Here is a 26,577-nt window from a genome sequence, read left to right as displayed (position 1 = left end):
GGCCTATTGCTCTCCATCCAGCACAACCACCGCGCTCAGGTTATGTGGTGTGTCGGGCGTCTGCCCATTCACTCGTGCCCGGTAATACCCCAACAGTTGGAGCAGTGGCAGATAGAAAGCACCACGATTTGCCTCTGGTAGACCCGAATTGAAGAGGACGGAGAAATCAACCTCAGTTGGGGAGATGGGCTGTTCTGACAGGGCCAGCGTCTGACCGCCCAGCGCCCGCATCTCGCGTAGCACGGCAAGTTCGGAGGCGCGAGCCTGGTCTGAGAGCAGGCCTACCACCAGCGTGTGCTCATTGACCATCGACATGGGACCATGGCGAAACTCCATAAAGTGAAAGGCTTCAGAGACTGAGAGCGACATCTCCTTCATCTTCAGATTAACCTCGGAAGCCAGTCCGTATTGCAGACCCGAGCCGAGAAAATAGAAGCGCTCGATACGTTTGTCCTCACCCAGCCGCCGCGCCAGATCATGGTAGGTCTGCAGTAGGTGCTCGCACAGCGTGGGCAGTGTACGCATGCGCTCGAATTGTGCTTCGTGTGCCAGTGAGACAGCGGCCTGCGCGGCAACCAGCATGGCGCTAAAAGAGCGTGTCTGCACGACGCTCTGTTCCTGACCGTCATCGATGATCAGCGCCAGGTCACTCAGGCCAACCAGTTCCGCCTCGGGATAGCAGCCGATGGTGATTACCGGTCCGTTGTGGTGTTGCTTAAACGCCTGTGTGGCGCGAATCGTTTCGGTGGTATATCCTGAGCGCGAGATGGCCAACAACAATGGCTGGCTATCGGGCGCGATTACGGTGGCGGGGAAAAAAAGCAGTTCGGAAGCGGGCACGGCGCGGGCACGTATCCCCAATTGTTGTTGCAGCAGGGGAGCAACCGCCTGCGAAAGATAGTAGGTTGAGCCGCAACCGGTCACCAGGATCTCAGAGAACCGCCTCGCCTGCCAGAGCGTTTGGATAGCCTTTCTTTGTGCCGCCACAACCTCCAGGGCCGCGCTCCATGCGGTAGATTGAGTCAAAATTTCGCGTAGGGTATGTGATTCATATTCAGTAGGGATCCTCTTCGTTAATTGCGTTTCATTGCTCATTGTTTCTCCCTTGTATGTTGTCCATTGCTACGCGCGACCAGCGCGGCCGCACCAATAATAGCGCAGTCGCGTCCCATACTGCTGATGCACAGCGTCTCGGCGCTAAACATGGTACGGCTGGTTGATGATTGCGCGAGCAGGTATTCAGCCCTGGCACGCATCTCGATCAACAAGGGACTTGGGACCATGGTCAGTCCGCCCCCGATAACAATGATCTGTGGATCAAAGGTCATCGCCAGCAGATAGATGCCATAGGCGATATGCTTACCAGCCTGGCGCAAGATGCGCAGCGCCAGGCCATCATTGTCGGCGGCAGCCGCGAAAACATCCTCGGATCGGAGGGTTCCCTGTCGCTGCAAATAGGATTTGAGCTGCGTCTCCTGCCCTGCTGCGATCGCGGTCTGCGCGGACAACGCCAGGGCCGGTCCGGCGGCGAGCGCTTCCAGACAGCCACACGCGCCACAACGACACAGGGGGCCATCGGGCATTACAACAAGATGCCCGACCTCGCCAGCCATGCCGTGCGCGCCCCGGTAAAGCTGTCCATTCATGATCGCCCGGGCGGCGATGCCGGTTCCAAGACTGAGATACACCATGTTGCGTGCGCCCCGTCCAGCGCCGTAGATGCTTTCGCCCAGCGTCGCGGCACAGACATCGTTGTCGATCACACATGGTAGATTCAGTTCCTGTTCGAGCCAGCTGCGCACCGCCACGTTTTGCCAGTTCAGGTTGACCGAGAGCAGGCATACTCCCCGCTCTGGATCAACCATACCAGGAATACCCAGGCCAACAGCTCTGACGCGTGCGGGCGCGATCCCGGCAGTCTCGATACACTCCCTGACAGCGCTGGCGATCGAGTGCAAGGTGCGCTCGGGATCTTGCGTGTCGGTCGCTGTCATGACCTGCCCGATAACCTGACCATGCGCATCAACGATGCCAGCCGCGATCTTGGTTCCCCCCACGTCAACACCGACAATCACGGACTCCGCATTGGTCAGCTCATTGACGGGCTGTATATATTGCATACGTCTTCCCCACATCAACTAGACCGCGACACCACGCTTTTCACGGCGAGCCTGCTCGGCTGCAAACACGGTCAGGTGCGTCTCCAATGATTCCTGTGGACCGGAGAGGATCTTACCGGGATCGCGCTGCGCGACGGCCGCTACGAAGCTCTGCATCAGTTTGTAGTCTCCACCACCATGCCCACTCGCTTCCTCTACACGCTCGATCTCGTATTCATGGGTCTCTTCCGTCAAGAAATCATAGTGCACGATCTTGTGTCCATTGCCACGGATCTCGCCCCGCGTACCAAAGATGATCGTCTCACGATCACGGGTCTCGCTGGTAGCGATCATGGTAAAGGACGCGGTGGCCCCATTCTCATATTCTAGATTGACCACCTGGTGATCGACCACATCGTTATCGCACTCGTAGACGCAGCGGCCGTAGGGCCCAGTGCGCAGCACATCCACTACGCCCTGCTGCGAGAAATCGGTGGTGATCACGTCCAGCGGCCAGCCCGTACTTCCGCTGGCCAGGCGTTTGAGATAGAAGCGTTTGGCGGAGTAGGGACATTGACTCTCGTACGCGCAATCGAGACAGCGCGTGGCATCTCCGGCGGCAGCTGGCTTCTGCTCCTTCCTGAAGTGCAGCAGCGAACCAAACGAGGTAACGTTTACACAGCGCTGGCCGATCATGTAGCGCAACCAGTCGATATCATGGCAGGACTTGGCCAGCAGCATAAAGGAAGATCGACCCTCGTTGCCCCAGTTTCCACGCACAAATGAATGCGCATAGTGCCAGTAGCCAACCGGTTCCAGGTGCTGCACACTCACAATGTCGCCAATCAATCCGGAGTCGAGCAAGGATTTCAGCTTCTGAGTATAGTTTGTGTAACGCATAACGTGACCAACGGCGAAAATGTTGTTATTCGCCTGTACCGCCTCAACAATGCGCCGGCAACTCTCCGCGTCTGGCGCCAGCGGCTTCTCCAGCAGGATATCGTAGCCCTTATTGGCGAAGGCAATGGCTGGATCGCGATGCAGTATATCCGGCGTGGCAATCACAACCGCGTCCGCGAATTTCGGTCGATCCGCCAGTTCCTGCCAGTCGGAAACCACATTGTCGTTCGGTACCTCATGTATGGTCGCCAGGTGCGTGCGATAATAATCACGCGGGTCCGCCACACCGACAACCTCTACCTGGTCAGGATGTTTCTGGGCATAGCCAGCGTACATCTTTCCTCTACTACCTGCGCCAATAATCAGCAGTGTAACCGGTTTCATCAGGATTTCCTTCCTATCTAATAGCAACACCTTAGAGACCAATATCCCAATACTATAAATGCTATCCTTTTGTGACGGTAATGGCGATTCCCTCAATAGCGCTCTTTGAGAAGGTTCTTAGCATATCTGGCATGGGCCATGAGACCAGGGCCGCTCCATCCATTTTTCATCAGCTATGCCTATCACCTCCCTGCTCAATATTGCTCCATCATACAAGCCATAAAATCGATCAAATTCAATCAAATAAGAGCATTAAAATGATCATTTATTTTCGAAATTACCATCAATTTTTCTCTTTGTCAAGCTTTCACGCATGTACTCGATCACACTCTGATCGAATCCTTGACATGATTTGACTTTTTCCCTATACTCCGATCAGTATACTGGTCACCAATGAGACGGTGTTGAATGGTATTCATTGTATCTCTTCGCATAGAGGCGTAATGATACCCTCACATCCCCGGTGGAGCCCCTGGGAGGAGAACGACAAACAGGAGGAAAGAAGCATATAAAATGCGTACAGAAGTGCCATTAACGACCAGGCGACTCCAACAGATTGAGCATATTCTCAAACAACGCCAGCATATTCGGGTAACAGAGTTAAGTGAGCAGTTGGGAGTAAGCGAGCCCACTATTCGCCGTGATCTGAAAAAACTGGAAGCGATCGGTCGTGTGCACCGCGAGCATGGAGGGGCAAGCGCGCCCACATCTACGACAACCGAGCCGCCAATCCTGCAGCGCGTGACGGAAAACATTGAAGAAAAACGTCGCATCGGGCGCCTGGCTGCATCGCTGATCCAGGATGGCGAGACCATCTTCCTTGGTTCGGGCACCACCACCCTCGAAGTGGCCCACCATCTCCATGACAAAAAGAACCTGACCGTCATCACCAATGCGCTCAATATCGCCCATCAGCTTGCGGGCAATGAAAACATCACCCTGATCATCACCGGAGGTGTGATCCGCCATTCCGAACTCTCCATGATCGGCCATATCGTCGAGCAGACGCTCCGGGAGCTACGCGCCGACAAAGCCATCATCTCCATGCGCGCCGTCAGCCTTCAGGATGGCCTGACCAATGTCGATCCCCTGGAAACCAATACCGATCGTGTCATCATCCAGTGCGCGCGCCAGGTTATCCTGGTCGCCGACCACCACAAATTCGACAAGGTCGCCACCGGAGTTGTCGCTCCCATCACCTCCGTACACACCATCGTTACCGACGATCAAACCCCACCCACCACCATCCAACACCTGCGCGATCTGGACATCGAGGTCTATCAAGCCTGAAGGCGATTGCAAACCATCGCTAAATCACTCATAGCAACACAGCTACCTCTTCTCACTACTCGATACAGGTCCCTACGAACAGCATCTACCTATAGGTAGAGCCAGAATCTAACTTGAGATAGATCAGTTTGTGACGATATCGCTCTATACTCATCCAGGAACCTGATATAACGATTCAGGCAAAGGACATACCCTGTTTCTGGAACAGGTATACTGGAGAGGACTACATTTACATGTCTGATATGCATACAGCTACCCGCTATCATTTAAACGCGCCTGCATTAATACAGGTTGAACACCTTACCCGCAGCGTTACGACGCGAACACAACAAACTACGCTCCTCCATGACCTCACCTTCGATGTGCCCGCGCAGAGTCTCTTCGCTATCAATGGACCATCGGGAAGTGGTAAGTCTACACTGTTAAATATGCTCGCTGGCATTGATCAACCCACAAAAGGACGTGTTATCTTTGCCGGATACGAGTTGAAAGCGCAAAGTGAAAATGCACTGGCCCGCTGGCGTGGACACAACGTGGGCATCATCTTTCAGTTTTTTCAGTTAATTCCTACCCTTACCGCCTTTGAGAATGTCTTGCTTGCACTGGAACTGGGAGGTGGTGGTGGACTTCGGCGCAAGGACTGGCGTGGGCGTGCCCGTGTGTGTCTGGATACGGTAGAGATGGGCGCCTTCACCCAGCGCTTGCCTGCAGAATTATCCGGAGGCCAGCAGCAGCGTGTCGCCATTGCGCGAGCCCTGGCCAATGATCCACCAGTCTTGATTGCCGATGAACCAACCGGGAACCTTGACTCGGTAACCGCACATTCAATCTTTCAGACGCTGACAAACCTCACACACCAGAAAAAAACAGTCATCTACGTTACCCATAATCCTCAGTTCGCCTCGCTCGCTTCCGCAAGGATCGATCTATTGGATGGGCAGATTGTCCACGCAGATGGCACAACTGCTATCATCACACCTTTAAAGGAGGTGCATTCATGACCGCAGGCATGCGTAAACTTATGGCCGATATGACATTGAGAAAAGGGCGCACTCTGCTGATAATTATTGGCATTCTCGTCGGCGTCTTCGGTCTGACCTGCATCAATCTGACGAAAGATATGCTCTTTTCAGCCTACGCTTATACCATTGAAAATCAAACAACACAACCAGATATTACGATGCTGGTCGATCAATCAAATCCCAAGCTTATTTACACACTGCAGTCTGTTCCCAACGTTAAGACGATGCAACTTGAGACTCGCGTTTCTACTCTGTGGCGCATCAGTAGAGCTCCCGGCTATACTCCCCTCAAAATTGTGAGCTACCCCAGCGTAAAAAACCAACCATCTACCACCTTGAATCCATTTGAACTTGTAAGCGGTCGTTATCCAAAAGTTGGCGAAATTGTAATGGAATATGGGGATACCACTTTAGCAAACGTCACTATCGGTGATACAGTCAGCATCGATACGATTCATGGAGAAGCCCGCTTGCATGTAGTAGGAATGGTACGTACCGCAGGCATCGATCCTGCTATTTCAGGAAAAGCGCAGGCATATATGAGCGATGCAGGCCTGCGTCAATTAGATGTGCTTACAAATAGCGATGAACCCAACCACCCCTCACGCCAGTTTTTGATTCACTATAAGGTTGATGATATTACGCAGGTGAATACGACAGCTAAGACACTACAAGATGCATTACAAAATCAACATGTACGCGTCCTCGCTACCACTTTTCCAGAACCCGCTATCGTGCCGCTGCAGCAAATAACTGGCATTTTTACTTTGCTCTTGACGCTGGTTATTCTGGCTATATGTATAGATGCCATCCTCATTTTTAATACGGTCACAACGTTCATCACTGAGCAAACGGCAATCATTGGTACGATGAAAACGCTGGGGGGGACGCGGTGGCACATTATGAGACAGTATCTGGGTTTTGTAATTACCTGTGGCGCGTTGGCAACTATGCTGGGCCTGAGCCTGGGAATCGCCGGAGGCTATGCTCTCGCCTCTACCCTGGCACCATCTATTCCACTGGCATTGGGACCATTTACGTTGCCATTCAATCTTATCCTGCTCGCGTTTCTTGTCGGCATGGGTGTACCAACGCTCACAGCCTTGCTCCCAGTATGGAATGGAACGCGTATCACTATCCACGAAGCCCTTTCCGCTTATGGTATCAGTAGAGAGAAAGAAAATGCTGTATTATCCCATTTTGCCTGGCGAGCCAGCTGGATCCCACAAACGGTGTGGTTGGGACTACGCGGCTTTTTCCGCAAGCGCTGGCGAGCATTCCTCGCGATCTCTATGCTGAGCATTACTGGTACAAGCTTCTTAGTGGTTCAAACCTTGACTGTTTCTATCAATCATACCGTCAATTCGGTCTTTACCAACTTTCATGCCCAGGTTGAAGTCGACCTGGGCCCTCAGATGACGCTTGGTCAGATTACCAAAGATCTCAGCGGCATTCAGAATATTCATACCATTGAACGTTACGGTCAAGGAGGGGCAAATACCCGGTGGGGACGCCTTGCGCTCTGGGGGATTGAACCACAGACACACATGTATCATTACCATTTGGTTGCTGGACGCTGGTTGCGTCCAGATGATGATAGTGTCGTTCTCATTAGCAATCATTTTTCAGCATTAACAGGGCTGACCGTCGGCAACGAGATTGCGGTAAGCAATACAAATAATCAGCCCGCAACCTGGCATATTATTGGCATCATCGATGAAAACGTGAATGGGTTAGGACAAATGGGAGCCGCAATCGTTCCAGTAAACACTCTCTATCAGTTTCAGGGCATCCCTGCGCATGTTGTCAAAGATGCCGCGTCACGAGTTTTGATACAGGCAAACGATGCTTCGGCACCCGCAGCACAAAAAATTACACAGCAGATCGGCAATATGGCCATCAACATGATGAACAGGGGCTCAGTGGAACGCGGCGGTGGAATCGTAAATGTCTACCTTGTACAGGATGATATTAGTCGTCATCAGCGTAGCTGGTTTATCTCGTACATTTTGCTCTATGGGGTTGCGCTCATAGTCGGGATCACTGCTCTTATTGGACTGGCTAACGAGTTAACCGCTTCAGTTCTGGAGCGCCGTCGTGAAATTGGCATCCTGCGTGCCATGGGTGCTAGCTCCTGGCAGGTCGCGCAGGTCTTCTGGATACAGGGCCTCTCACTGAGCGTTATAGCCTGGATCATAGGCGCTATAGTGGGACTGCCACTGGCCTACGCTTTTTTACATCTCTTTAGCCAGTTTGTGATGTCCATTGACTTTGTCCTCGATCCCTTCGTTTTTCTGCTGATGTTGCTGGCACTACTGGCTATTTCAACCCTGAGCAGCATCGTTCCAACCCACAACGCATCTCGCCTGCGCATCACCGAGCTTCTACACTACGAATAAAAACAGTATAGTAAAATAATAGTGGCTTAAACTAATTTTGACACACTGTATAAGGAGTTGCTCTATATGCGAGTAATGCATTGGCGCGTTGGGAACCTTTTCTGGCGCCTCACATTGACATATCTGTTCGCAACCTTTGTCGCGGCGCTGGTAACTGAGTGCTCGATCACGTTGCTGCCGTTGTTGAGGGATCTCCAACAACCCAATGTATCACCGCTGGAAGTATTGGAAAAACAGGGGATCGCGCACGTCTCGGCCGCGCCAGAAAATATATCGACCAGCTCGGATAAAGAGGCGCTGCGTGACGCACTTGCGCTACCGCTCTTTGATGATATCCATCAGGATGAGCCTCGGCTTACATTTATAGCGCTTATTGATCATAACGGCCGCATTTTAACTTCAACCTCCTGCAGCCGCTCACAATTACTTTCTCTGGGTACGGGAAAGTGCGCTCAACAAGCACAACAAAAGCTTACTCAGCTTCAAGTCTATCAAGCAACCCAACCAATTTTGCGTGACATCAGCACTTCCTATCCATCTACAAACCCTATTATTCATCGTCTGCCAACAGGCGCGTCTCTAGTTAACATACCCATACAGAACGCAAACAAGCAGATCACAATCAATCTGCTCGCCGATATAGACGGTTCTCTCAGCATACAACATACACACACTCTATCACTCGGAATGGTTATCTCTTCATTATGGAGCTACTGGCAACCTGCAGGATTTTACTTTATTTTCTTAGCCAGCGCGTTAGGCACCGTCGCGGGAATACTTATTTCACATGATCTTACGCGTCGACTACGCCGCATAACCCTGGCAAGCCGGGAGTGGAGCAAGGGCGAATTTCAAAATATAATCCATGATAAAACCCATGATGAATTGGGACAACTGAGTAAAACCCTTAATACTATGGCAGAACAACTACAGCTATTGCTACTGACACGGAAAAAACTGGCTATCATAGAGGAACGTACACGCTTGAAACGCGACTTACACGATGCGGTAAAGCAACATCTGTTCGCGGTCCAGATGCAACTATCTGCGGTGCGTGTACTGTTCCAGAAAGATGCGGCATCATCATATCAGCATCTTATTGAGGCGGAAAAAGTAGCGATGCAGGCACAGCAAGAACTGGCAACACTTATTGAGGCCCTTCACCCTGTCGCCCTTACTGAAAATAACCTGGTTGTGGCACTGCAAGAGTTCTGTCACGCCTGGTCAGAGCGCACGAGAATTGTGGCATCTGTGCATACAAAACAGCTACCACCCTTAGCCACTGAAATCGAGCTGGCTATCTTTCGCGTCACCCAGGAGGCATTCTCAAATATAGCACGCCATAGTGGAGCACACAATGTCGCACTCAAGCTACTTTCAGCACCAGGTGTGATCACACTTCAGATAACAGATGACGGATATGGTTTTAACCTTTCTACTACTCACCCCAGAAAACACGGTATAGGACTACAAAGTATGCGTGGACGCATCGAAGCTCTCAAGGGACTGTTCACCATCGAGAGTGCAGCATGTCATGGCACATCTATCACTGCACACATCCCACTGGCCAGAAAAACGGAGGGAGAATGACAAAGATCATTCAGGTAGGTATTGCCGATGACCACGCAGTTGTCAGGCAGGGAATACAGGCTTTTTTATCCACCCAACCCGATATACACGTTGTTGGCGAAGCCAGTTCAGGAGCAGAGGCTATTGAGCTGGTAAAAACATGGCGCCCCGATGTGCTCCTCCTTGACCTGGTCATGCCAGGTGTAGACGGCGTGGAGACAACACAACGCGTTAAGCACATAAGTCCTCAAACACACATTGTCATCCTGACTTCTTACGTACAGGATGAATATATTTTCCCCGCTATCCGCGCCGGTGCACTTTCCTATCTGCTTAAAGAGTCCGGCGGGGAAGAGATTATCAACGCGATCCATAGAGCTATCCAGGGTGAAGCCATCCTCCATCCACGTATCGCATCGCGTGTCGTTCAGGAATTACAGGGAAAACATCAACCAGAGATCAACCCGTTTCGCGCACTTAGCGAACGCGAATTAGAGGTTCTGCGCTTAATCGCTAATGGACTTAGCAATGCCATGATTGCGGAACAACTGGTGATCAGTGAAGGCACGGTAAAAAGCCATGTCAACAATATTTTAAGCAAGCTGCATCTAACCGATCGTACGCAGGCGGCTATCTTTGCCTGGCGCGAGGGCATCGTTCGCAAATAGAGATGCCCTCCAATAGATCTTTATTTCCCCGTTGGTGTCTGGATACGCCTACCAGCCGGGATCGCCGGAAAAAATGCCGTGCAGTGGCTGCCATCCAAGTTGTTCACGCAGACGCTGGTTGCTGCAACGGTACGATGGTTCTTCAGGCAAAGACGCATTACAGGCAGGCGGGGGCGTGTAGCCGGTCGGACAGTGTGGTGATATAGTCTCCGTTTGCTGAGCGTCATCCACGCTTTCAACCTTCTCTGGCTGAACAAACAGCAGCTCCTGCTGCGCTTTCTCGACGCCTGCCAGTCTGGCAACCTATCGGCCCTGGCAGAAACGCTCTCCGATGATGTAACTGCCTGGACTGATGGAGGCGACAAAAGCTCCGCTGCTCTACGTCCAATTGTCGGACTCAACATGGTCATGCGCTACTGCCTGGGCATCATCGAAAAGCCGGCCTGCAAATAGAGAAATGCATTTAGCGTGACCTGTAACGTTGTAAATGGTGCGCCAGCACTCCTGATATGGTTGAACCAGGAACTCTTTTTCATTCACTCCTTCACCGGTTACGAAAGAATTCAGACGCTCGGGATCGTCCGCAATCCCGAGAAGCTTACCTACGCTCAACAACAAGTCAGGGCTCACCAGCAGTAACGTTGTTGCTGACGAGCCCTGAGTATATAGCCGGTAAGAGGACTGGTTACTATGGATAGCTTACGATGGTAACCGGGGTATCGGGATTGGCGCTAGTCGACGAGCCACCGGCATCGTTGACGACATGCAGGATACCACCAGATCCACTTGTGGAGAGGAAGATGGTGAGCAGATCATGCAGGCTGCCCGCCGGTAAAGTGGTCGGTACTTCAAAGGCGTGCGCGGCATAGATGTCTACTCCCTGGTTGAAGAAACTGTAGCTACCCATGCCATAGCCATTGAAGCTGGTCACCTGATTGCCTACTTTAAAGGCCGCCCAACCATCAACGCCGGGCGCCTCCATCCACGCGGCCTGGCTGGGTGGATCATAGGGCATCTCGTTCTGGAAGAAGATGTCGGTACCACCGTTGCCGTTCCAGATCACCTCGTACTTCTGATAGTGTTCAACGAAGAGACCGTACGCGGTCACGTTATCACCGTTGACGATAACACCGGTATCGGCGGTATTGTCAGTCCAGCCCACACCGTTGCCGTGATCGGCTCGCCACGCCCAGATGTCATCAAGGATGACGTTGTCGCTGTTGACGACAAGACTGGTGGTCGCTTTGCCCGATTGGGCACCACCAATGCGGAAAAAGACATCGTGCAGAGCGGTTGGATCGGAGGCATCATGGTCGCTACGGGCGTGTCCATCACCAACCTGTAACAAAACCTGGGAATTCGTTGCGCCTGCGTCAAAGATCATTCCTGAGATCGAGACGCCTTTGGCGCTGGCAACCGTCATCGCTGCAGTGCCGTTGTCAGGGATCAGGGTGGGAAAGCCGAGTCCCAACACGATAGTATCAGGGCGCGTAACCTGGATGCTCTGGTCCAGGTGATAGACGCCCGGAGTCAGAATAAGGTTCTGGCCAGACCTTACTGCATCATTGATGGTCTCAACGGAATCGGTTGGTCTGGCAACAAAGAACTTGTTGAGCGCGATGGATGATCCAGAGGCCGCGCCACTGGCCCACGTTGTCCCTGAGGAGTCGCGCTGCACCGAGGGTACAAAGACGTTGTAGTGCTGATTGGCATCCATGTACAGGTATGGCGCCTCTCGCGTCACCGGGCTGGTCGCCAGCGTGGTGTAGGGACCACCGCATGAGGACTGCGCGGGGAAACACTGGGCAGGCGCGCCAATGACACCTGAGAATACCTGGTTCCAGACACCGTTGCTCCAGCCGTTGAGCTTGCTGTTCCTGACAAAAAACTGCTGCTGTGAACCATTCACGACGTTGCCATCGAACTGCGAGTCAGCGATGAAACCACCACTGGCGTACGATGGACCGCTACAGTAGTCCATTAAAGTCGTGTACCCGTTGACATGTACACGTCGCATCGGCGCGGCCTGCGACACAGCCCAGAACTCGCCGCTGTAGCAACCGGCATTCGGAGTGGTCACATTGATACTCAGGTTCGACAGCGAACGCCAGAAGTTGTCAAGCGCAATACAGTTGTTGGACCCGAAACACTGATTACGTACATCAACAGAGCCGTTGATCACAACATCGTTCGGAGAAAGACCCAGGCCCTCTACCTGTGTGTAGTAGCCGACCTGAAAATTGAGGGGATTGCTGCTGGATCCATACGTGCCAGGCTCAAATAGTAAAGCATAACGCTGGGTTCCGAATTGATTGGGGATCTGCTGATTCGCCACCGCATCGACCGTCGCCTGGATCTCGCTCTGTGGCATGCTTGGATTAAAAATATACACATTTGGCCCAAAGTCAGATTGACTGGGAGGGACCAACTGCGCTGCCAGCGCGGTCCCATTGGTGCTCAACAGCGCCCCGGCAATACCGCCAGAGACCATCATACACATCAAAGCGAGCAAAGCCCCCAGCGTGTAGATGCGCCGGGCCTTCCATGATAGTGGCTGTCGATGCCCTTGGGATAGGAAAGCACGAAAAATGCTCATTTCCTGATCTCCTCATCTGTAATTTGCCGCGTCTATGCGGCTCTTAAAAAAATCAAAACATAATTATTTTTCAATACAGAACAAAAAAAATTATCAGATCACCTCGCGCACAATATCTCCTAGTATAACATGAGAAACCGGTTTCTGCAATGTGATGATCACTATACTAAATATTTAACCTTTATTGCGCAATCACCCTTCAAACAGACGGCTCGTACTCTCACCACGACATGAAAAGGCATACTGAATGGGCACAAGTGATAGATCTGGCGCTTGTGCCCATTCAGTATGCCAGTGTATACCATAGAAATCCTGTCAGATGTTGACAGGATTTCTATGGTATACTTGCTCTTGTCCTAAAAACAGGTTATCCCATGCAGCAATACACATTGGAGGGATTCCTTGCGAGCAGATCGACTACTCTCACTTCTCTTGCTGTTACAAACAAGGGGACGCATGACCGCGCAGGCTCTGGCGGAGCAGTTGGAGGTTTCAGAGCGCACCATCTACCGCGATATCGAGTCACTCAGTATGGCAGGCATACCCGTTTACACCGAGCGCGGACCGGGCGGTGGCTGTGAGCTTCTGAATGGCTATCAGACAAAGCTGACCGGGCTGACTATCGCAGAGATACGCGCCCTTTTTCTGTCAGGCAACTTCAATTCCCTAACCGATCTTGGATTGAACCATGTACTGGAAGATGCCCTGCTCAAGCTTTCGGCCGCACTCCCGGCTCCCTCTCGCGTACAGGCAGAGCAAGTGCGCCAGCGTATCCATATAGACACCACGCAATCAACCTGCTCAAACCAGATCCACTCACATCTGGAGTTGATCCAGGAGGCGCTCTGGCAGGACTGCACGCTGCGATTGACCTATGGGTACAGCCAGCGACACATCGACCCATACGGTCTTGTCTCGAAAGCCGGAACATGGTATCTGGTCGGTGCAAGCGCGGGTACGCTACAGGTGGTGCGCGTCCTCCATATCCAGAGCATTCAATTAACAGAGCAACACTTCACACGCCCCAATACCTTCGACCTTGTCACCTATTGGAATGAGCACGTCACACCGACCAGCAATCCGGTTCCAGCCTCCAGGAAAAGCAAGCGACTTTTAAAAAAATCATTTTTAAAAAAATCCAGAACGAAAGTCAATTTTTCTGCTCCTGCGCCGCAAAAAGCTGGCCATACTACCGATACACCTGATAAAAAAAAGGCGCCATTGCGGCAAGTTGTCGTATCAGGAGAGTTTGATTATTCCCGTGCTTCCATCAATCGCAATTATTTGCCCATCCCGGATCAGGCGCATCGCTCCTGGTACGTTTACTATCGCGGGGATGCCGTACTCGCGGGCAATAATGGCCCCGTGTGAAAGTTGCCCACCGATCTCCAAAACAATACCGCCAACCAGGGGAAAAACTGGTGTCCAGCCAGGATCTGTCGCCGATGTAACAAAAATATCTCCCGATGTTAGCTGCATAGCTTCCTGCATCGTTTTTATGATGCGTGCTCGACCACGCATTGTGCCACCGCTGACCCCCATGCCTTGCAGGCGCATGGCATTCTCGCCTTCATCAGTGATGGGCGTACCATAAGCATTGAGCGCCTCGGGAGCGACCATTGTAAACCAGAAATCATACGCGAGGCGACGCTGCTCAATGCTCGTTTGTACTTCGGGTGAGACACCATGGGTGGCAATAAGCTGCTCAATCTCGGGTATCGTCAAGAAAAAGATGTCGTCCGCCAGCGTGAGTTGACCTGCCTCAACCCAGCGTCTCCCGAGTTCGGCATAGATCTTGCGCACAGGAAAGAGAAATTTCACCATCGTGTAGCGACTATTGTCGCGCACGGCCACAGCACGCTGGGCACGCGCAAGCACAAAACGAAAGATCAGGCGGCGTATAGGGTCTAGCCCGCTCTCAACCGTAGAGACCGCTACGGTACGGCGCTGGCGTTGACGGGCCTCTATCATAACAGGATCGCTGTGCTTATCCGCATTAAGATATGACGCGATCAATTCGATAACCTGCTCCGGCTCCTCAGCCCAGCGCGGATTGCGCATCTCCAGTTCGTTGGGACAGCGATGACCGTGCCGCGCGAGAAACGCTGCAAGCTGCGCAATGATCTGCCTTCCGCCCTCATCTGATCGCAGCCGATCAAGCGCCGTACGTGGATCTGAAGAGAGCAACCACTCCTGTATCCCACCCTCTTGAGCGATCCGCGCCATCTGCCAGAGATCAGGGCCGACTTCAGCGCTGTACACCCCGGGGAGTCCCGTAACCAGGTCTTGTGCCAGGTCTTTGTGCGCCCACCAGTGCACAATCCTTTCAAGGATCCCGTAACTTATCGCGGCACCGATACTAAAACGCATGTTGGCTGCCCAGGCATAGGCTCCTCGTTGACTCCAGGTGGGTAGTCCCTCCTGCCAGAGCTGCTCATCATCAAGCCGGTCGAGATCTATACGCTCAAAATCGTTGACCCACTGATCCACATGCGCGAAAAACTGTTCTGGAGAATCTTTTGGCGTTTTAACCTTCTTCTTCTTTGGTTTAGGGCGAGTAACAAGTAGAAAAAGTCTTCGCGACAGGCGCCAGGGACGAAAAGCATTCTGTTCTAACTGAGCACCACGAGGACGACTTCCCCATATCTTATGCAGCCAGCTGGCTGGAAGCCCTAGCTCTTCAGTGAAGCTGTGTACGAGCGCGCCTTCGTTAAAATACAGTCGTCCATAGAGGCGCCGCACCATCTGCGGCTGGTTTGGTTGACTCGATTCGCTGTCCAGACCAAAAATCACAGGAAAATGGGTCTCTGTGAGTGGAGTGACGGGATAGGGCAGGTTTTCACCGACGTTCGTTCGCGTCCATATATCATACGGCTGCGGTGGCTGGTCCTGCTCACGATCCCAGGAATCATCACCCGGAGGAATTGGCAGATCATGATTCGCGGACAGGGATAATGTGGTGGCAAGCGTGGTAATTGGACGCGCCTGCACGATGAAGATCTGTCCTTTCACCAGGGTCCACTCGATATCGTATGGCATCCCAAAATGCTTTTCTATACGTTCTCCAAGCGATATCAGTTGCTCAACCTGTTCATCGCTGAGTACAGATGGTGCCAGCGCTGTCCCTATTCCACCATTAGCCCCTTGCCGCCTGATACACCCGGTGACCTTCTCGATGAGAATACTCTCAGGCGTAATCTGACCAGAGACAAGTGCTTCTCCTATTCCCCAGACGGCATTGATCATCATCTCTTCACGCGAACCACTGACTGGATTGACGGTAAAGAGCACACCCGAAGCCACAGCTGGCACCATCTGTTGGATAATCACGGCCATAGATACCCGTTGAGAGCTCAGCCCCAATCGGGCGCGATAGCTCATAGCACGTGGAGTCCACAATGAAGACCAGCATTGCTGCACCGCTGTAAAAACATCCTCGAGAGACCCCACATTGAGGTAGCTCTCATGTAGACCAGCAAACGATGCTACCGGTGAATCTTCGGTGGTCGCCGACGATCGAATGGCGACCCCAGGCGTATCAAGTTGCTGATAAACCTGGGAAATAGCCTGCGCAGTCACATCCGGTATGGGATGTTGCATAAAGAGCGTCCGTATAGCCTGCGCGGCCCTCTCGCATGAAGTGATATCACCCGGCGTCACTGACTGTTCCAGATGCTCAATTTCGCTGAGCAGGTTATAGGTATCCAGAAAGTGTTGATACGCTTCAGTGAGAAGAATAAAACCAGCAGGTACGGGAAAGCCCGCGTGAATAAGCGCTCCCAGATTAGCCCCCTTGCCCCCCGCAACATTCACTTCCTGCCGCTGTACATCCGCCAGGGCACATATATATTCCATCAACGGCTCCTTTCACCGCTTTGTTTCCCACACTATGGAGAAGTGTGCTTCTCCTCTGAAACATCGGGAGGGGAAGTAGCATCCCTGACCGCCTTCTGGGAAGAACTACTTGTCAGGGCACGAATAGCCCATGCTACGGTTTCAACGGCTTCTTCCGGCGTGAGATTGAGGTAATCTCTAAAAGCACGTATGGTCGCCGTCGTAGTAAGAATAAATATGCTGTTACGAAGATGTATCCGTTCCTGCTCATCAAAGCGATCCATGACCGGCCGCAATGCCTCATCAATCAACCCTAGCCTCTGCGGCAACGCCTGCTGACGCATTTCATAGCTTAATTCGCTCATAGCGGCCGCCCGTAACATCTCGTCAATGCCTTCATAGCGGAGGAATACATCTTTAATGAGCGCGATTAGTTCCTCAGGATTCTGGGGAAGCGATGAAACTGTGGGGAGTCCTGATTTCTGAACAATATAGCTGCCAAGCGACTCGATTAACTCACGCTTGGTGTGGAAATAACGATAAATAGTTGGTACAGAGACACCCGCCACGCGGGCAACAGCCGGAATAGAAAGGTCCGCCAGGCCTCCCTGTGCCATGGTCTGGATTAGCCCATCAAGAATCTGCTCACGGGTCCGCTTTGCCTGTTCCTGTCGTAACGGGCTCCGATAATCTCTTTGCTTATTCATGATATGGATCATATCATGAATATACGAGTCATGTCAAAAAGTTGGCAGGTGCATTGTCAGCAGTTGATCTGAAAAAGCAAGCTGTAAGAAGTTTTTTCAGGTTTTTGATGTTATGCTTGATGAAACGTCGGAATGGAAAGGGCAAATTATCGTTCTGGCGAACATAGAATGTACTCGACGTTCTTTAAATGGGTAAGAATATCAAAGCATAAGGGGATTATTCATGAGCAAAACCGTTTTTTTAATGAATCTGACACTCGATGGGATCATGCAGGTGCCGGAAGGACCAGACGAGGATCGCCACGATGGCTTCGAACGCGGTGACTAGGCAGTTCCCTGTGCCGCAATGGCACAGGCCGAAAACAGTAAGTCCAATACCAACCCCCTGTTTATTGGGACAACGGACATATAAGCAATTCTACTCCGTCTGCCCCAGCAGGCTAATAATCCCTACACTGAAACGCTCAACAACACGCAGAAGTACGTCGCATCTACGACATTACAGGAGCCGCTTCCAATGATATGGCATATTCTGTGTATAGCGCCAGTGCATCATGGAACTGCTCCGATTAATGTAGGAAAACGTATGCACGCATCGCTTTCTTGCATCTTTCGTTGTTGCTGCTTCATCCGTAGGCGCCTCAAGACCAGGCGGCCTTTTTGGTCTTACCCCGCGTCCACAGCCAAGTTTTCGTCTTCGTCCGAGCCAGTACCGGAGACGGCTTGATCAATGAGCCCGATCAAGCGCAGGGCTTCTCGAAGGACATTCTGACCAGCATTGTGGTCACGATCCTGAGGAAAGTGAACATAGGGGCAGGAAGGATTCTGGCACACAAAGACGCGATCTTTGAGGGCCATCTGCTCCCACGTCCACCCACAGCAGTGGCAGGTCTTACTGGAAGGAAAGAAACGATCGACCTTGATCACCTGCCCACCTTGTTGGGAGGCCTTGCTTTCCAGCAGGTGCACCAGCGTGCCGAGCGCGGCGTCAGAGAACGCACGGGCCAGCCGTCGGTTTTTGAGCAGCCCCTTGAGATGCAGGTGCTCTACCCCGATGATGCCATAGCAGTTCACCAGCCTGGTCGAGAGCTTCTGCAGGACATCCTGGCGCAAGCACACAATCTGGTAGTGCAAACGTGCCACCTGCCTGCGCGCTTTTTCCCGATTCTTCGACCCCGGCTTTCTCCGATGCAAGCGTTTGTTGGCCTGCCGCAGTTTCCCCAGTGCGGTTTTGAGAAAGGCTTGGTTCTCGACTTGCTCTCCCGTACTTAAGGTTGCCAGGCGGTTCAATCCGACATCAATGCCCACCGCTGCCGCTTTCTTCTCAGGGATTTTGTCAGGCAATTCGACCTGGATACTCACGAACCACCAGTCGGCGGTTCTGGTGATGCGTGCACCGAGAACTTTGCCCTCAAAGCGAAGATTCTCGGCCATATTGACCCATCCGAGCTTGGGAACCCAGAGGCGATGATCCCTTAACTCAAATTGGTCGTTGGAGAGATAGAAGCTCGGCTTGCTGCGTTTCTTGCTCTTGAACTTCGGGCGGCGAGCCTTGCCGGTGAAGAAGGCGGTAAAAGCTTTGCCCAGATCGAGAATGGGTTGGTCAGAAGCGTTCTTGGTCACCTCCCAGGTCCAAGGGAATTGCTCTCGTCGGATTGCGTTAAAGTGTTTCTTGAGCTTGAGAGCGGTCGGTTTCTCCCCAACGTCATAGCGCCGATTCCACTCGGACAACGCGCCGGGTAGCCGGGGCGCATTGCTGCGCCCAAGCCCCCTAAGAACGGTACGTGAGTCTTTCGTCCTCATACCGCTCAAGCCTTTCTAACGCTCTGTTGGTCCACAGAGTGCGGTTTCTCTACATGTAAACCTTGGCTATGGAGTTGTGCATGGCAGTTGGGATGCAGGAGCACACGGTTTTCGACCCTATCTGTCCCACCTTTGCTTCGCCAGATCACATGATGGCTATGCCATCCGGTAATCTTTGTGATTCTCTGGTTGCACATTGGGCATTTGCCGTTTTGCTCCTTCCACAGATGCAGGAGTTGTCTTTTTCCGGTCAGGTTTTGCTCTGTTTTCACGTCGAGACGTTTTTCAAAGTAGGTTTCCCAGGCCGGGTCGAATGGATTGGCTGCTCCTTGAATTGAAGTATGCCGTTGGATTTTTACCGCGTCCGCTCGTCGTAAATGGACGAACTTGGTGTGTCCGTCTTCATCCTTGACTTCTCCTGTGAACACCCAGTTAAATGTGCCCTGTGTCGTGAAATATTTCTGTTTCACCCAGGTGGCGCTTTTTCGTGGATGTCTTCTTCTGGCCCACCACCACACTTTTTTGAAGATCGCATTATCCACAGAGTTAAAGGTTTTCTTGCTGGCTCCGAACCGATGGTAGTTTGCCCATCCCCGTATGACAGGGTTGAGCTTTACGATGAGTTGTCCAGCAGAACTGTCCTTTAATTTTTCGATAATTCCTCGGACCTTTTTCAAGAAGGTTTTCACATTCTTTTTTGAGGGAGTAGTAAGTACTGCTCCACTCTTGTACTTCCGTACATGCTGTCCGAGAAAATCGAAACCGTCCTTAATATGAGTAACTACCGTCTTTTCTGATGAGAGCTGGAGTCCTCTTTCCTTCAGGAACAGTTCGATAGAAGGTTTCACCTCTTGTTCCAGAAGTTCTTTCGATGCTCCAGTGACCACAAAATCGTCGGCGTACCTTGCCAGATTCACCTTTGGACTGTTTCCCTGTTTTGATCGAGGGAAGCGTTCTAAGAGGAACTGGCTCAAACCGTCTAAGACCATATTCGCAATCGTTGGTGAAATAATCCCACCTTGCGGCGTGCCTTCTTCGGTCAGATGAAGAACGTTTTTCTCCATATATCCCGCTTTGAGCCATTTTCTCAATATCGTTTTTTCCATTGGAATATGAGCCAATAGCCAATCATGTGAGATTTTATCAAAACATGATTTAATGTCTCCTTCTAGCACCCATTCTGCCCCTTGCCTTTGTGAGAGGAGCGTGTGGCAGTAGACGAGTGCATCAGCCGTACATCGTTCGGGTCGGAACCCGTAGGAGTGCGGATCGGCAAGTGTCTCTGCTACTGGTTGGAGGGCTAGGAGATAGAGAGCTTGCATCGCTCTATCCCTCATGGTCGGGATTGAGAGTGGCCTTTGAGCACCATTGCTCTTGGGGATATACACACGCCTGAGCGGTTGTGGGTGGTAGCCCCTTGGCTTCAGGTTGTGTATGGCTTGTGCTTTCTTTTCTGGCGTATCCCAGAGTATCTTGTCTACGCCTGGTGTTTTCTTGCCCTGGTTTTCTGTCACTCGTCTCACGGCAAGAGCTTTACCGCTGAACGAATGGGTTAAGAGTCGTTGCAAGGCTTTCACTTTGCCCCATCTCTTTTCCTGAGTCGCCTGGACGATCCTGGCTTGGAGCCGACGCACGTTTCGCTCGGTCCGATACCATTGGATACCGTGCCATTCGAGCATATCGTGGAAGGACGCACCAGCAGACGTATCCTCTTCAGTTGCTTCTGAATCCGTCGTTTCTGCCGCCATCTGCTTTTCCTTCTGTGTCATGTGCCATTCCTTTTCGTCCTGAAAGACCAGACGGAAGTCAGCCCCCTTTCGGGTGAGGGAGGCCCTCTATCTCTGCCATTACAGCACAGCTTTCGCTTGCTCCGTCTTCCTCTACCTGCATTCCTATCAGCGTCCCTTGCGGGTTGCTTTCCCTTATCGGGAAGAATACAGGCTTACCATGTTCCGCCTGTGTGCCTGGATGGGTTAGGCACTGCCTGTTCGCCGATGACGTTGATTGTCTCCGAGGAGGGAAACTGGATACCCTTCTTCCCGTCATATTACCTTTTGGTTCAAGCCTGACAGCATCTTTGGCTTGCTCGTGTTTACGACGTTTAACGGCAGTTCACATGTGTTAGCCATACCATCCACCCTAGCCCTCTAACCGCATTGATGCTGGCAGTTGCAGCTTCCCCTCACGGTTCTGCTACTCTCTTTCGAGAAGAGATACATTGTTCCAAGAGCTTTCCCACCCCTGGATTACTCCTGGCGCGGGTCTTGGTAGAGTACTGGTGGGAGAACACCAGGTTGGACGCTCTTATCTAGCTCCAACAGCCACACAAGCGACTTCATGTCGCAACCAATTCCACACGAATCGAGCCACTCCCGCGGCGCGTGCCAAGGAGTTGGCCTGTTCTGAAGTGGGATGCAACCTGATCTTATGGGCGCGAATCATGCGTTTTTGCTCGTTCTCCTGCTTGATATTTGCCTCAGTATAGAGCAAATGTTCTCCCTTGTCAAGAAACCAGAAAGCGTGGCGTTTTGCCTACAGTTGATCCTTTTTTCATACCTTTTTGGAAACAGTTGCACACTCTTTCGCAAGCACTGCTTAATCTTGATCAGGCTTGTCCAGGAAGGTAAGGACACGCTGGATGTTGGACTGCGCAATCTCCATCATGGCTGCGCGGTCGGGGAAATCGCCATCCAACAAGCGCAGGGGCCCGCTCACCAGCGACAGATACATGGCGAGTGCGTAAAACTGCATCCGCTGCTCATCCAGGTCGCTCGCGCGCAGCCACTGGTAATGATCACCGAAGCGCAGTTGCAGAAAAACATGCTCCCACTCGACATCGAAGAACATGGTGCCCTCAATATCGATCATAACCGGATCACCTTGCTCATCTACGAGCACGTGATCCGGTCCCAGTTCACCATGAATAAGGCTATACTCATGGCGTGGACGCACAGCACTCACCAGATCATAAATCTTCTCTTCCAGCCGCACGCGCACCTGAGCGATGCGCTCGACCCTTGACGCGGACTCGGCAAGGTCTCGCAGCGCACGGCTCAGCAGGATCTGCTCACACGACAGCCGCAATGGGAAATCGCCAACACTTTCCACCAGCGCAACCTTACCAGGGCATCTCCCTCGCTGTTGCCGCATAACCTGCAAAGCCTCACCCAGGCGCTTGAGAGAGTGTTTCGCCTTCTGCGGATCGGAATGGATCAAAGCCTCTAACGTACCACCACGCACATCTTCAACCACGGCAACATCGTCAGTGATATGGCGCCGACTCCGGTCAAGAAAATAGATCCGCGGCGTACGTACACCAACAGCGTTCAACTGCGCATGGCTGGCCTCGAAAAGATCGCTACCTGAGGCACTTGAGAGCGGATCAAATTCATCTGTCTCCTGCTCACTGTGCGCCACTGGCCAGTAATTCTCCTCCCCACTCCAGACATAGAGGATCGCGGTAAATGCGTCGTCAAAAGTCAGGCGGTACACACCCTTTTTGCTACCGCCTCGTAGCCGCGCCACTGTGTCCAGGCGACGCGCCGAACCAAAGGTTGCATCAACAATGTTAGTTAATTGCTCCTTCTCAACAAACTTGCGTGTTGCGTCCATGTGTCGCCTCCATAATCAAAATGATCCAATAGCAAGGACCCAATTCTACTGTCCACCTCATGAAATGTCAAACCATTATGCATAGCTTCATCTTTCGTGGCGACACTAGCTTGATGATATAAGGAAAGCAAGATGCGAGAAGTTTTTCTATGCTACTGATGGTACGCTTGAATCAAGCATTGGGATCATAACGGACAAAATACATTTGGCAGAATGAAAAAATATATCTAACTACGCTTTACATAAGGAGGAATCTTCTCATGGGTAAAATCGTTGCCTTTGTCAATCTGACACTCGATGGGGTTATGCAGGCGCCGGCAGGTCCGGATGAGGATCGCCGCGACAACTTCAAACATGGTGGCTGGGGAGCACCCTACGCCGCGATGGAGCAGGTCGGGGATAGTAAGTCCAATACCAACGCCCTGCTCTTGGGCCGACGGACATATGAACAATTCTACTCCGTCTGGCCCCACCGAACCAATAATCCCTACACCGAAGTGCTCAACAACACGCAAAAGTACGTCGCCTCAACAACGTTACAGGAGCCGCTTCCATGGATCAATTCCACGCTACTGAAAGGTGACGCGACAGAGGCCATGTCCGCGCTCAAACAAGAAGCCGACAAAGACTTCTTGATCATGGGGAGTGGCGTGCTGATCCAATCGTTGATGCGGCGCAACCTCATTGATGAATATGTGCTCTTGATCCATCCCCTGGTACTGGGATCAGGACGTCGCCTCTTCCCCGATGGTGGCTCCTTCACCCAACTCCAACTCACCAAAACCAAAACCACCAGTAACGGCGTCATCATCGCGACCTATCGGCCTGTTACTAATAGATAAAATGAAAAATCGCGTCCTCCTTTGGTCACATTCTTACTCCATGCTCCGTCAGTGTGGTGGCGAACGAAATTTGGCCCTCCAATGGGCGAAACAAACTTGTTCGAAAGAATTGGGGATGGTTTTGGGATGTTGAACAACCCAAATCCCCCACAACTGAAGGAGATTATTTATGCAAGCACGAATGAGCAATCCGGCAATGCTTCTCCCCAACGCTATGGATTCTATTCTTACCCTGCTTAAAGCTACCAGAAAGGGTGGTGTGCCACCAAAGACACTTGAGCTCGTGCATCTGCGCGTAAGCCAGATCAATGGTTGCAGCGCCTGCGTTGACTCGGGTGCTCGCACCGCTAAAAAAGCTGGCGAGACGGATGAGCGCCTCTTTGCCGTAGCCGCCTGGCGCGAAGCGCCTTACTTCACCGACGCTGAACGGGCCGCCCTCGCGCTCGCCGAGGCCGCCACGCGTCTGGCCGATCGGCCAGACTCCGTTTCAGACGCCATATGGGAAGAGGCCACGCGCCACTACGACGAGAAAGGCCTGGCCGCCATCGTCCTCATGATCGCCACCACTAATCTGTTCAACCGCCTCAACGCCACCACCAGACAGGCCGCAGGGCAGAACTGGTAATGAGCGCCGGCAATAGACATCTTGATGCGTGTACAGTCCGAGCGGGGGCTCGGACTGTACACGCATTTTGACAGAAGAAGCTGTCTATGTTACGATCCTTTCAAACATTTGCGTTGGTATATGTTAACCAGGATCGTTTGTAGAGAGGAAGATATTGTGGGCGGTTTTGATCTCATCATCAAGCCCGATGAAGATGATGTTGACGTTGCCGAGATTCTCGTTGATGGATCGCTTGAAGACAAGCCATACCGTTTTCTGCTCGATACCGGAGCGGCGAGAACCAGCGTTGTCTTTGACGACTACACATCCTCATTCGACAGCATCGAACAACATAGCTCGTCAGGAGTTTTTGAGGCTCATCACGAAGACGTCATTCGCGTACCCGCCATCGATCTTGGTCCGATTGTAAAGCGGGATTTTCCACTGGTCCGTATGAACCCCGATCATCCCTCCAAAACAGGCCTGATCGGCATGGATATCCTTAAAGATTTCTGCTTCCACTTCTTATTCGATCAGAACAGGGTCAGCATTCAGCAACCAGCTGTGCCTGTGGCAGACCTATCCTGGCAGAAACTATTTCTGGATCAGAAATTTCACCCGTACATTGATGTTCATTTCGATACACTTACAGCCCGCACGGTATGGGATACAGGCGGGGGCATAACCATCGCGGACCTGACCTTCATCGAAAAGCATTCCAGCTATTTTCAGCCCATCGGACAATCTCAAGGGACCGACCCGACCGGAGCCAGCATGGAAACCCCGATCTTTATGATGGCCCCCACCCTCATCGGTGGTTATGCGTTTCCAGCGCACAAAATAGCTGGTGTCGACCTGTCGCCGGTAAACGCCACCATAGAAGTTCCGATGGATCTGATACTGGGCTACACCACGCTATGCCAGGCCCACTGGCTGTTCGACTTTCCAGGCAAACGCTGGGCCATCTCCCAACGCATCAGCTCGTGAGCATAGCAAATAGAATACCGCTGTCTGCAATTTGCGCTTTCTAAACGCCTAAACGCGCATATAATTGACAGATCGCTTTCCATCCGGTTATACTACGATCGGATACATTCATTTCTATTCTGGAGGATCGAACATCTATGCCAGCACAGCGCTAACTCCATCCTGTTTCATTTGATATAGATGAAACAGGCACTATGCTTCCTGATCACATACAAAGTATCTCTTCTGTGGAGGGGTTGCTCAACATACTCCTCGGCTTTATTGTGCTAGCTTTGGTTATTGCTTCTCTTGCACAATACGACACATACCAATGAGATACAGCGTATCGTATATGCGGGCAGAGACAGATGGTGCCCTGGGGTATGGAGAAGCGCAGCAAACAGAGATGTTGGATCGGGAATCCGCAGCAAAACTGTCATTGACATTTCCACTTTGCGCCGCCTCACATGCGCATTTGATTACGTGAAGGTGATAACAAAACCTCTTTTCCCACCACCTGTCCCTGCTCAATGCCGCGACAAACAATACTGGTTGCCTGTATGCCCTCTCCACAGAGAGAAATGCATCAGCAAGCAACCGTCAAGCAATGATCGCACAGTTACAGGAAATAAACCAGCGTAACCATTTTGAAGAGGAAAACAAACATATGGTCAAAGTCCATATCATAGGCGGCCCCGGCAGCGGAAAAACGACGCTCGCGCAGTGCATAGCCGCCAGATATCAGGTCCCCCACTACAACCTGGATAAGGTAGATTGGAAGCAGGTCAATGAGGTGGATATCGCGGAGCAGCCAGGCTGGGTCACCGAGGGCATCTATCTTATCTTTACGGAAGCGATGCTCTATCATGCTGACTACATTGTACTCCTTCACGCGCCCCTACCCGTGCTGATGCAGCGGATGGTACGCCGCCATGTTTTGAATAGCCTGCGTGGTACCCAGGATTATCCCGGCCTCAACGGCATCAAGCTCCTCATTCACTTGATGAAGGGTACACGCCGCTACTATCTCAATCAAAGCGATAAGGAGGTTCCCTCGGCAAAGAGCCTCCACGACTATATTGAGCAGCATGCGAAGATCGCTGATCCTCCAACAAAGGAGTTTGTCAGTAAGTACGTCTCCACGTATGGAGAGTTTATCATACCTCCAACGGCTCAATTCGTCACTGACTACCTTGAACGGTATAAAGAGAAGCTGATCTTGATCAATGACAAAGCAGGCAGAGAGCGTTTCCTTGCGCTTCTCACCCAATAATAATACAGA

At 51.9% G+C, this 26,577-nt stretch carries 19 protein-coding genes and 2 pseudogenes; 11 read left to right on the top strand and 10 right to left on the bottom strand.

The features are described from left to right. Positions 1-3 precede the first annotated feature (3 nt). From KTT_RS32665 to KTT_RS32655, 3 genes are read right to left on the bottom strand one after another with little or no spacing between them, the layout of a single operon-like run. Positions 4-1,095 carry an SIS domain-containing protein gene (locus KTT_RS32665; protein ID WP_126601908.1) on the bottom strand — a complete coding sequence of 364 codons (1,092 nt, stop codon included), beginning with the start codon at positions 1,093-1,095 and terminating at the stop codon, positions 4-6. After that, complete coding sequence (locus KTT_RS32660; RefSeq protein ID WP_160146298.1) at positions 1,092-2,120, bottom strand: ROK family protein; 1,029 nt, start codon at positions 2,118-2,120, stop codon at positions 1,092-1,094. The genes KTT_RS32665 and KTT_RS32660 overlap by 4 nt, the downstream gene beginning before the upstream one ends. An 18-nt stretch (positions 2,121-2,138) precedes the next feature. Continuing rightward, positions 2,139-3,383: a Gfo/Idh/MocA family protein gene (locus KTT_RS32655; protein WP_126601904.1), complete on the bottom strand. Its 1,245-nt coding sequence runs from the start codon at positions 3,381-3,383 to the stop codon at positions 2,139-2,141. Between the two features lie 513 nt (positions 3,384-3,896). Here KTT_RS32655 and KTT_RS32650 point away from each other — a divergent pair. The 6 genes from KTT_RS32650 to KTT_RS32625 all read left to right on the top strand — a co-directional run bounded on the left by KTT_RS32650 (position 3,897) and on the right by KTT_RS32625 (position 10,784). Continuing rightward, the gene (locus tag KTT_RS32650; protein WP_126601902.1) at positions 3,897-4,673 is read left to right on the top strand and encodes a DeoR/GlpR family DNA-binding transcription regulator; all 777 of its coding nucleotides are present in this window, start codon (positions 3,897-3,899) and stop codon (positions 4,671-4,673) included. Positions 4,674-4,906: 233 nt separating this feature from the next. Then, the gene (locus KTT_RS32645; RefSeq protein ID WP_126601900.1) at positions 4,907-5,674 is read left to right on the top strand and encodes an ABC transporter ATP-binding protein; all 768 of its coding nucleotides are present in this window, start codon (positions 4,907-4,909) and stop codon (positions 5,672-5,674) included. Beyond that, positions 5,671-8,094 carry an ABC transporter permease gene (locus tag KTT_RS32640; RefSeq protein ID WP_126601898.1) on the top strand — a complete coding sequence of 808 codons (2,424 nt, stop codon included), beginning with the start codon at positions 5,671-5,673 and terminating at the stop codon, positions 8,092-8,094. The genes KTT_RS32645 and KTT_RS32640 overlap by 4 nt, the downstream gene beginning before the upstream one ends. A gap of 66 nt (positions 8,095-8,160) precedes the next feature. Further along, entirely contained in the window at positions 8,161-9,684 is a 1,524-nt protein-coding gene (locus tag KTT_RS32635) for a HAMP domain-containing sensor histidine kinase (protein WP_126601896.1), read from the top strand. Then, positions 9,681-10,331, top strand: coding sequence for a response regulator (locus tag KTT_RS32630; RefSeq protein WP_126601894.1), 651 nt, complete (start codon positions 9,681-9,683; stop codon positions 10,329-10,331). Before KTT_RS32635 ends, KTT_RS32630 begins: the two co-directional genes overlap by 4 nt. 213 nt (positions 10,332-10,544) lie before the next feature. Then, entirely contained in the window at positions 10,545-10,784 is a 240-nt protein-coding gene (locus tag KTT_RS32625; protein ID WP_126601892.1) for a hypothetical protein, read from the top strand. A 235-nt stretch (positions 10,785-11,019) separates the two neighbouring features. Here the strand turns inward: KTT_RS32625 and KTT_RS32620 are convergent, their stop codons facing one another. Further along, a complete protein-coding gene (locus KTT_RS32620) occupies positions 11,020-12,927 on the bottom strand; it encodes a pectate lyase-like domain-containing protein (protein ID WP_126601890.1) in 1,908 nt (635 codons plus the stop codon). A 402-nt stretch (positions 12,928-13,329) separates the two neighbouring features. Here KTT_RS32620 and KTT_RS37305 point away from each other — a divergent pair. Further along, positions 13,330-13,911: pseudogene (locus tag KTT_RS37305) on the top strand (helix-turn-helix transcriptional regulator); the annotation flags it as partial. A gap of 255 nt (positions 13,912-14,166) precedes the next feature. Here KTT_RS37305 and KTT_RS32610 read toward each other — a convergent pair. The 6 genes and pseudogenes from KTT_RS32610 to KTT_RS32580 form a co-directional block, all read right to left on the bottom strand. Then, on the bottom strand, positions 14,167-16,782 hold the full coding sequence (locus KTT_RS32610; protein ID WP_126601886.1) for a PEP/pyruvate-binding domain-containing protein: 2,616 nt from the start codon (positions 16,780-16,782) through the stop codon (positions 14,167-14,169). A gap of 32 nt (positions 16,783-16,814) precedes the next feature. After that, positions 16,815-17,468, bottom strand: a complete 654-nt coding sequence (locus KTT_RS32605) for a TetR/AcrR family transcriptional regulator (RefSeq protein ID WP_160146297.1) — start codon at positions 17,466-17,468, stop codon at positions 16,815-16,817. 666 nt (positions 17,469-18,134) lie between these two features. Continuing rightward, positions 18,135-19,271: an RNA-guided endonuclease InsQ/TnpB family protein gene (locus tag KTT_RS32600; protein WP_235845941.1), complete on the bottom strand. Its 1,137-nt coding sequence runs from the start codon at positions 19,269-19,271 to the stop codon at positions 18,135-18,137. 5 nt (positions 19,272-19,276) lie between these two features. Next, the gene (gene ltrA / locus KTT_RS32595; protein ID WP_235845940.1) at positions 19,277-21,040 is read right to left on the bottom strand and encodes a group II intron reverse transcriptase/maturase; all 1,764 of its coding nucleotides are present in this window, start codon (positions 21,038-21,040) and stop codon (positions 19,277-19,279) included. Positions 21,041-21,617: 577 nt separating this feature from the next. Continuing rightward, a pseudogene (locus KTT_RS32585) lies at positions 21,618-21,713 on the bottom strand (helix-turn-helix domain-containing protein); the annotation flags it as partial. Between the two features lie 153 nt (positions 21,714-21,866). After that, entirely contained in the window at positions 21,867-22,883 is a 1,017-nt protein-coding gene (locus tag KTT_RS32580) for a phosphotransferase (RefSeq protein ID WP_126601882.1), read from the bottom strand. A 260-nt stretch (positions 22,884-23,143) separates the two neighbouring features. Here KTT_RS32580 and KTT_RS32575 point away from each other — a divergent pair, with 260 nt between their 5' ends. The 4 genes from KTT_RS32575 to KTT_RS32560 all read left to right on the top strand — a co-directional run bounded on the left by KTT_RS32575 (position 23,144) and on the right by KTT_RS32560 (position 26,568). Next, positions 23,144-23,725, top strand: coding sequence for a dihydrofolate reductase family protein (locus KTT_RS32575; protein WP_126601880.1), 582 nt, complete (start codon positions 23,144-23,146; stop codon positions 23,723-23,725). 169 nt (positions 23,726-23,894) lie between these two features. Further along, entirely contained in the window at positions 23,895-24,350 is a 456-nt protein-coding gene (locus KTT_RS32570; RefSeq protein ID WP_126601878.1) for a carboxymuconolactone decarboxylase family protein, read from the top strand. 156 nt (positions 24,351-24,506) lie between these two features. Continuing rightward, positions 24,507-25,316, top strand: a complete 810-nt coding sequence (locus KTT_RS32565) for a retropepsin-like aspartic protease (RefSeq protein ID WP_160146296.1) — start codon at positions 24,507-24,509, stop codon at positions 25,314-25,316. Between the two features lie 646 nt (positions 25,317-25,962). Further along, on the top strand, positions 25,963-26,568 hold the full coding sequence (locus KTT_RS32560) for a P-loop NTPase family protein (RefSeq protein WP_126601874.1): 606 nt from the start codon (positions 25,963-25,965) through the stop codon (positions 26,566-26,568). Positions 26,569-26,577 lie beyond the last annotated feature (9 nt).

This window comes from Dictyobacter aurantiacus, from assembly GCF_003967515.1.
GTDB classification, from domain to species: domain Bacteria; phylum Chloroflexota; class Ktedonobacteria; order Ktedonobacterales; family Ktedonobacteraceae; genus Dictyobacter; species Dictyobacter aurantiacus.
Note: the sequence above shows the minus strand (reverse complement) of the source record. Positions and strands in the feature narration are given on the sequence as shown.

What these genes read in the sequence shown, in the direction of transcription:
- KTT_RS32610 (WP_126601886.1), bottom strand. Translation starts at nt 16,782, where the DNA reads ATGGAATATATATGTGCCCTGGCGGATGTACAGCGGCAGGAAGTGAAT.
- KTT_RS32605 (WP_160146297.1), bottom strand. Translation starts at nt 17,468, where the DNA reads ATGAATAAGCAAAGAGATTATCGGAGCCCGTTACGACAGGAACAGGCA.
- KTT_RS32600 (WP_235845941.1), bottom strand. Translation starts at nt 19,271, where the DNA reads ATGAGGACGAAAGACTCACGTACCGTTCTTAGGGGGCTTGGGCGCAGC.
- KTT_RS32570 (WP_126601878.1), top strand. Translation starts at nt 23,895, where the DNA reads ATGCAAGCACGAATGAGCAATCCGGCAATGCTTCTCCCCAACGCTATG.
- KTT_RS32655 (WP_126601904.1), bottom strand. Translation starts at nt 3,383, where the DNA reads ATGAAACCGGTTACACTGCTGATTATTGGCGCAGGTAGTAGAGGAAAG.
- KTT_RS32580 (WP_126601882.1), bottom strand. Translation starts at nt 22,883, where the DNA reads ATGGACGCAACACGCAAGTTTGTTGAGAAGGAGCAATTAACTAACATT.
- KTT_RS32640 (WP_126601898.1), top strand. Translation starts at nt 5,671, where the DNA reads ATGACCGCAGGCATGCGTAAACTTATGGCCGATATGACATTGAGAAAA.
- KTT_RS32660 (WP_160146298.1), bottom strand. Translation starts at nt 2,120, where the DNA reads ATGCAATATATACAGCCCGTCAATGAGCTGACCAATGCGGAGTCCGTG.
- KTT_RS32575 (WP_126601880.1), top strand. Translation starts at nt 23,144, where the DNA reads ATGGGTAAAATCGTTGCCTTTGTCAATCTGACACTCGATGGGGTTATG.
- KTT_RS32560 (WP_126601874.1), top strand. Translation starts at nt 25,963, where the DNA reads ATGGTCAAAGTCCATATCATAGGCGGCCCCGGCAGCGGAAAAACGACG.
- KTT_RS32665 (WP_126601908.1), bottom strand. Translation starts at nt 1,095, where the DNA reads ATGAGCAATGAAACGCAATTAACGAAGAGGATCCCTACTGAATATGAA.
- KTT_RS32645 (WP_126601900.1), top strand. Translation starts at nt 4,907, where the DNA reads ATGTCTGATATGCATACAGCTACCCGCTATCATTTAAACGCGCCTGCA.
- ltrA (WP_235845940.1), bottom strand. Translation starts at nt 21,040, where the DNA reads ATGACACAGAAGGAAAAGCAGATGGCGGCAGAAACGACGGATTCAGAA.
- KTT_RS32650 (WP_126601902.1), top strand. Translation starts at nt 3,897, where the DNA reads ATGCGTACAGAAGTGCCATTAACGACCAGGCGACTCCAACAGATTGAG.
- KTT_RS32620 (WP_126601890.1), bottom strand. Translation starts at nt 12,927, where the DNA reads ATGAGCATTTTTCGTGCTTTCCTATCCCAAGGGCATCGACAGCCACTA.
- KTT_RS32635 (WP_126601896.1), top strand. Translation starts at nt 8,161, where the DNA reads ATGCGAGTAATGCATTGGCGCGTTGGGAACCTTTTCTGGCGCCTCACA.
- KTT_RS32630 (WP_126601894.1), top strand. Translation starts at nt 9,681, where the DNA reads ATGACAAAGATCATTCAGGTAGGTATTGCCGATGACCACGCAGTTGTC.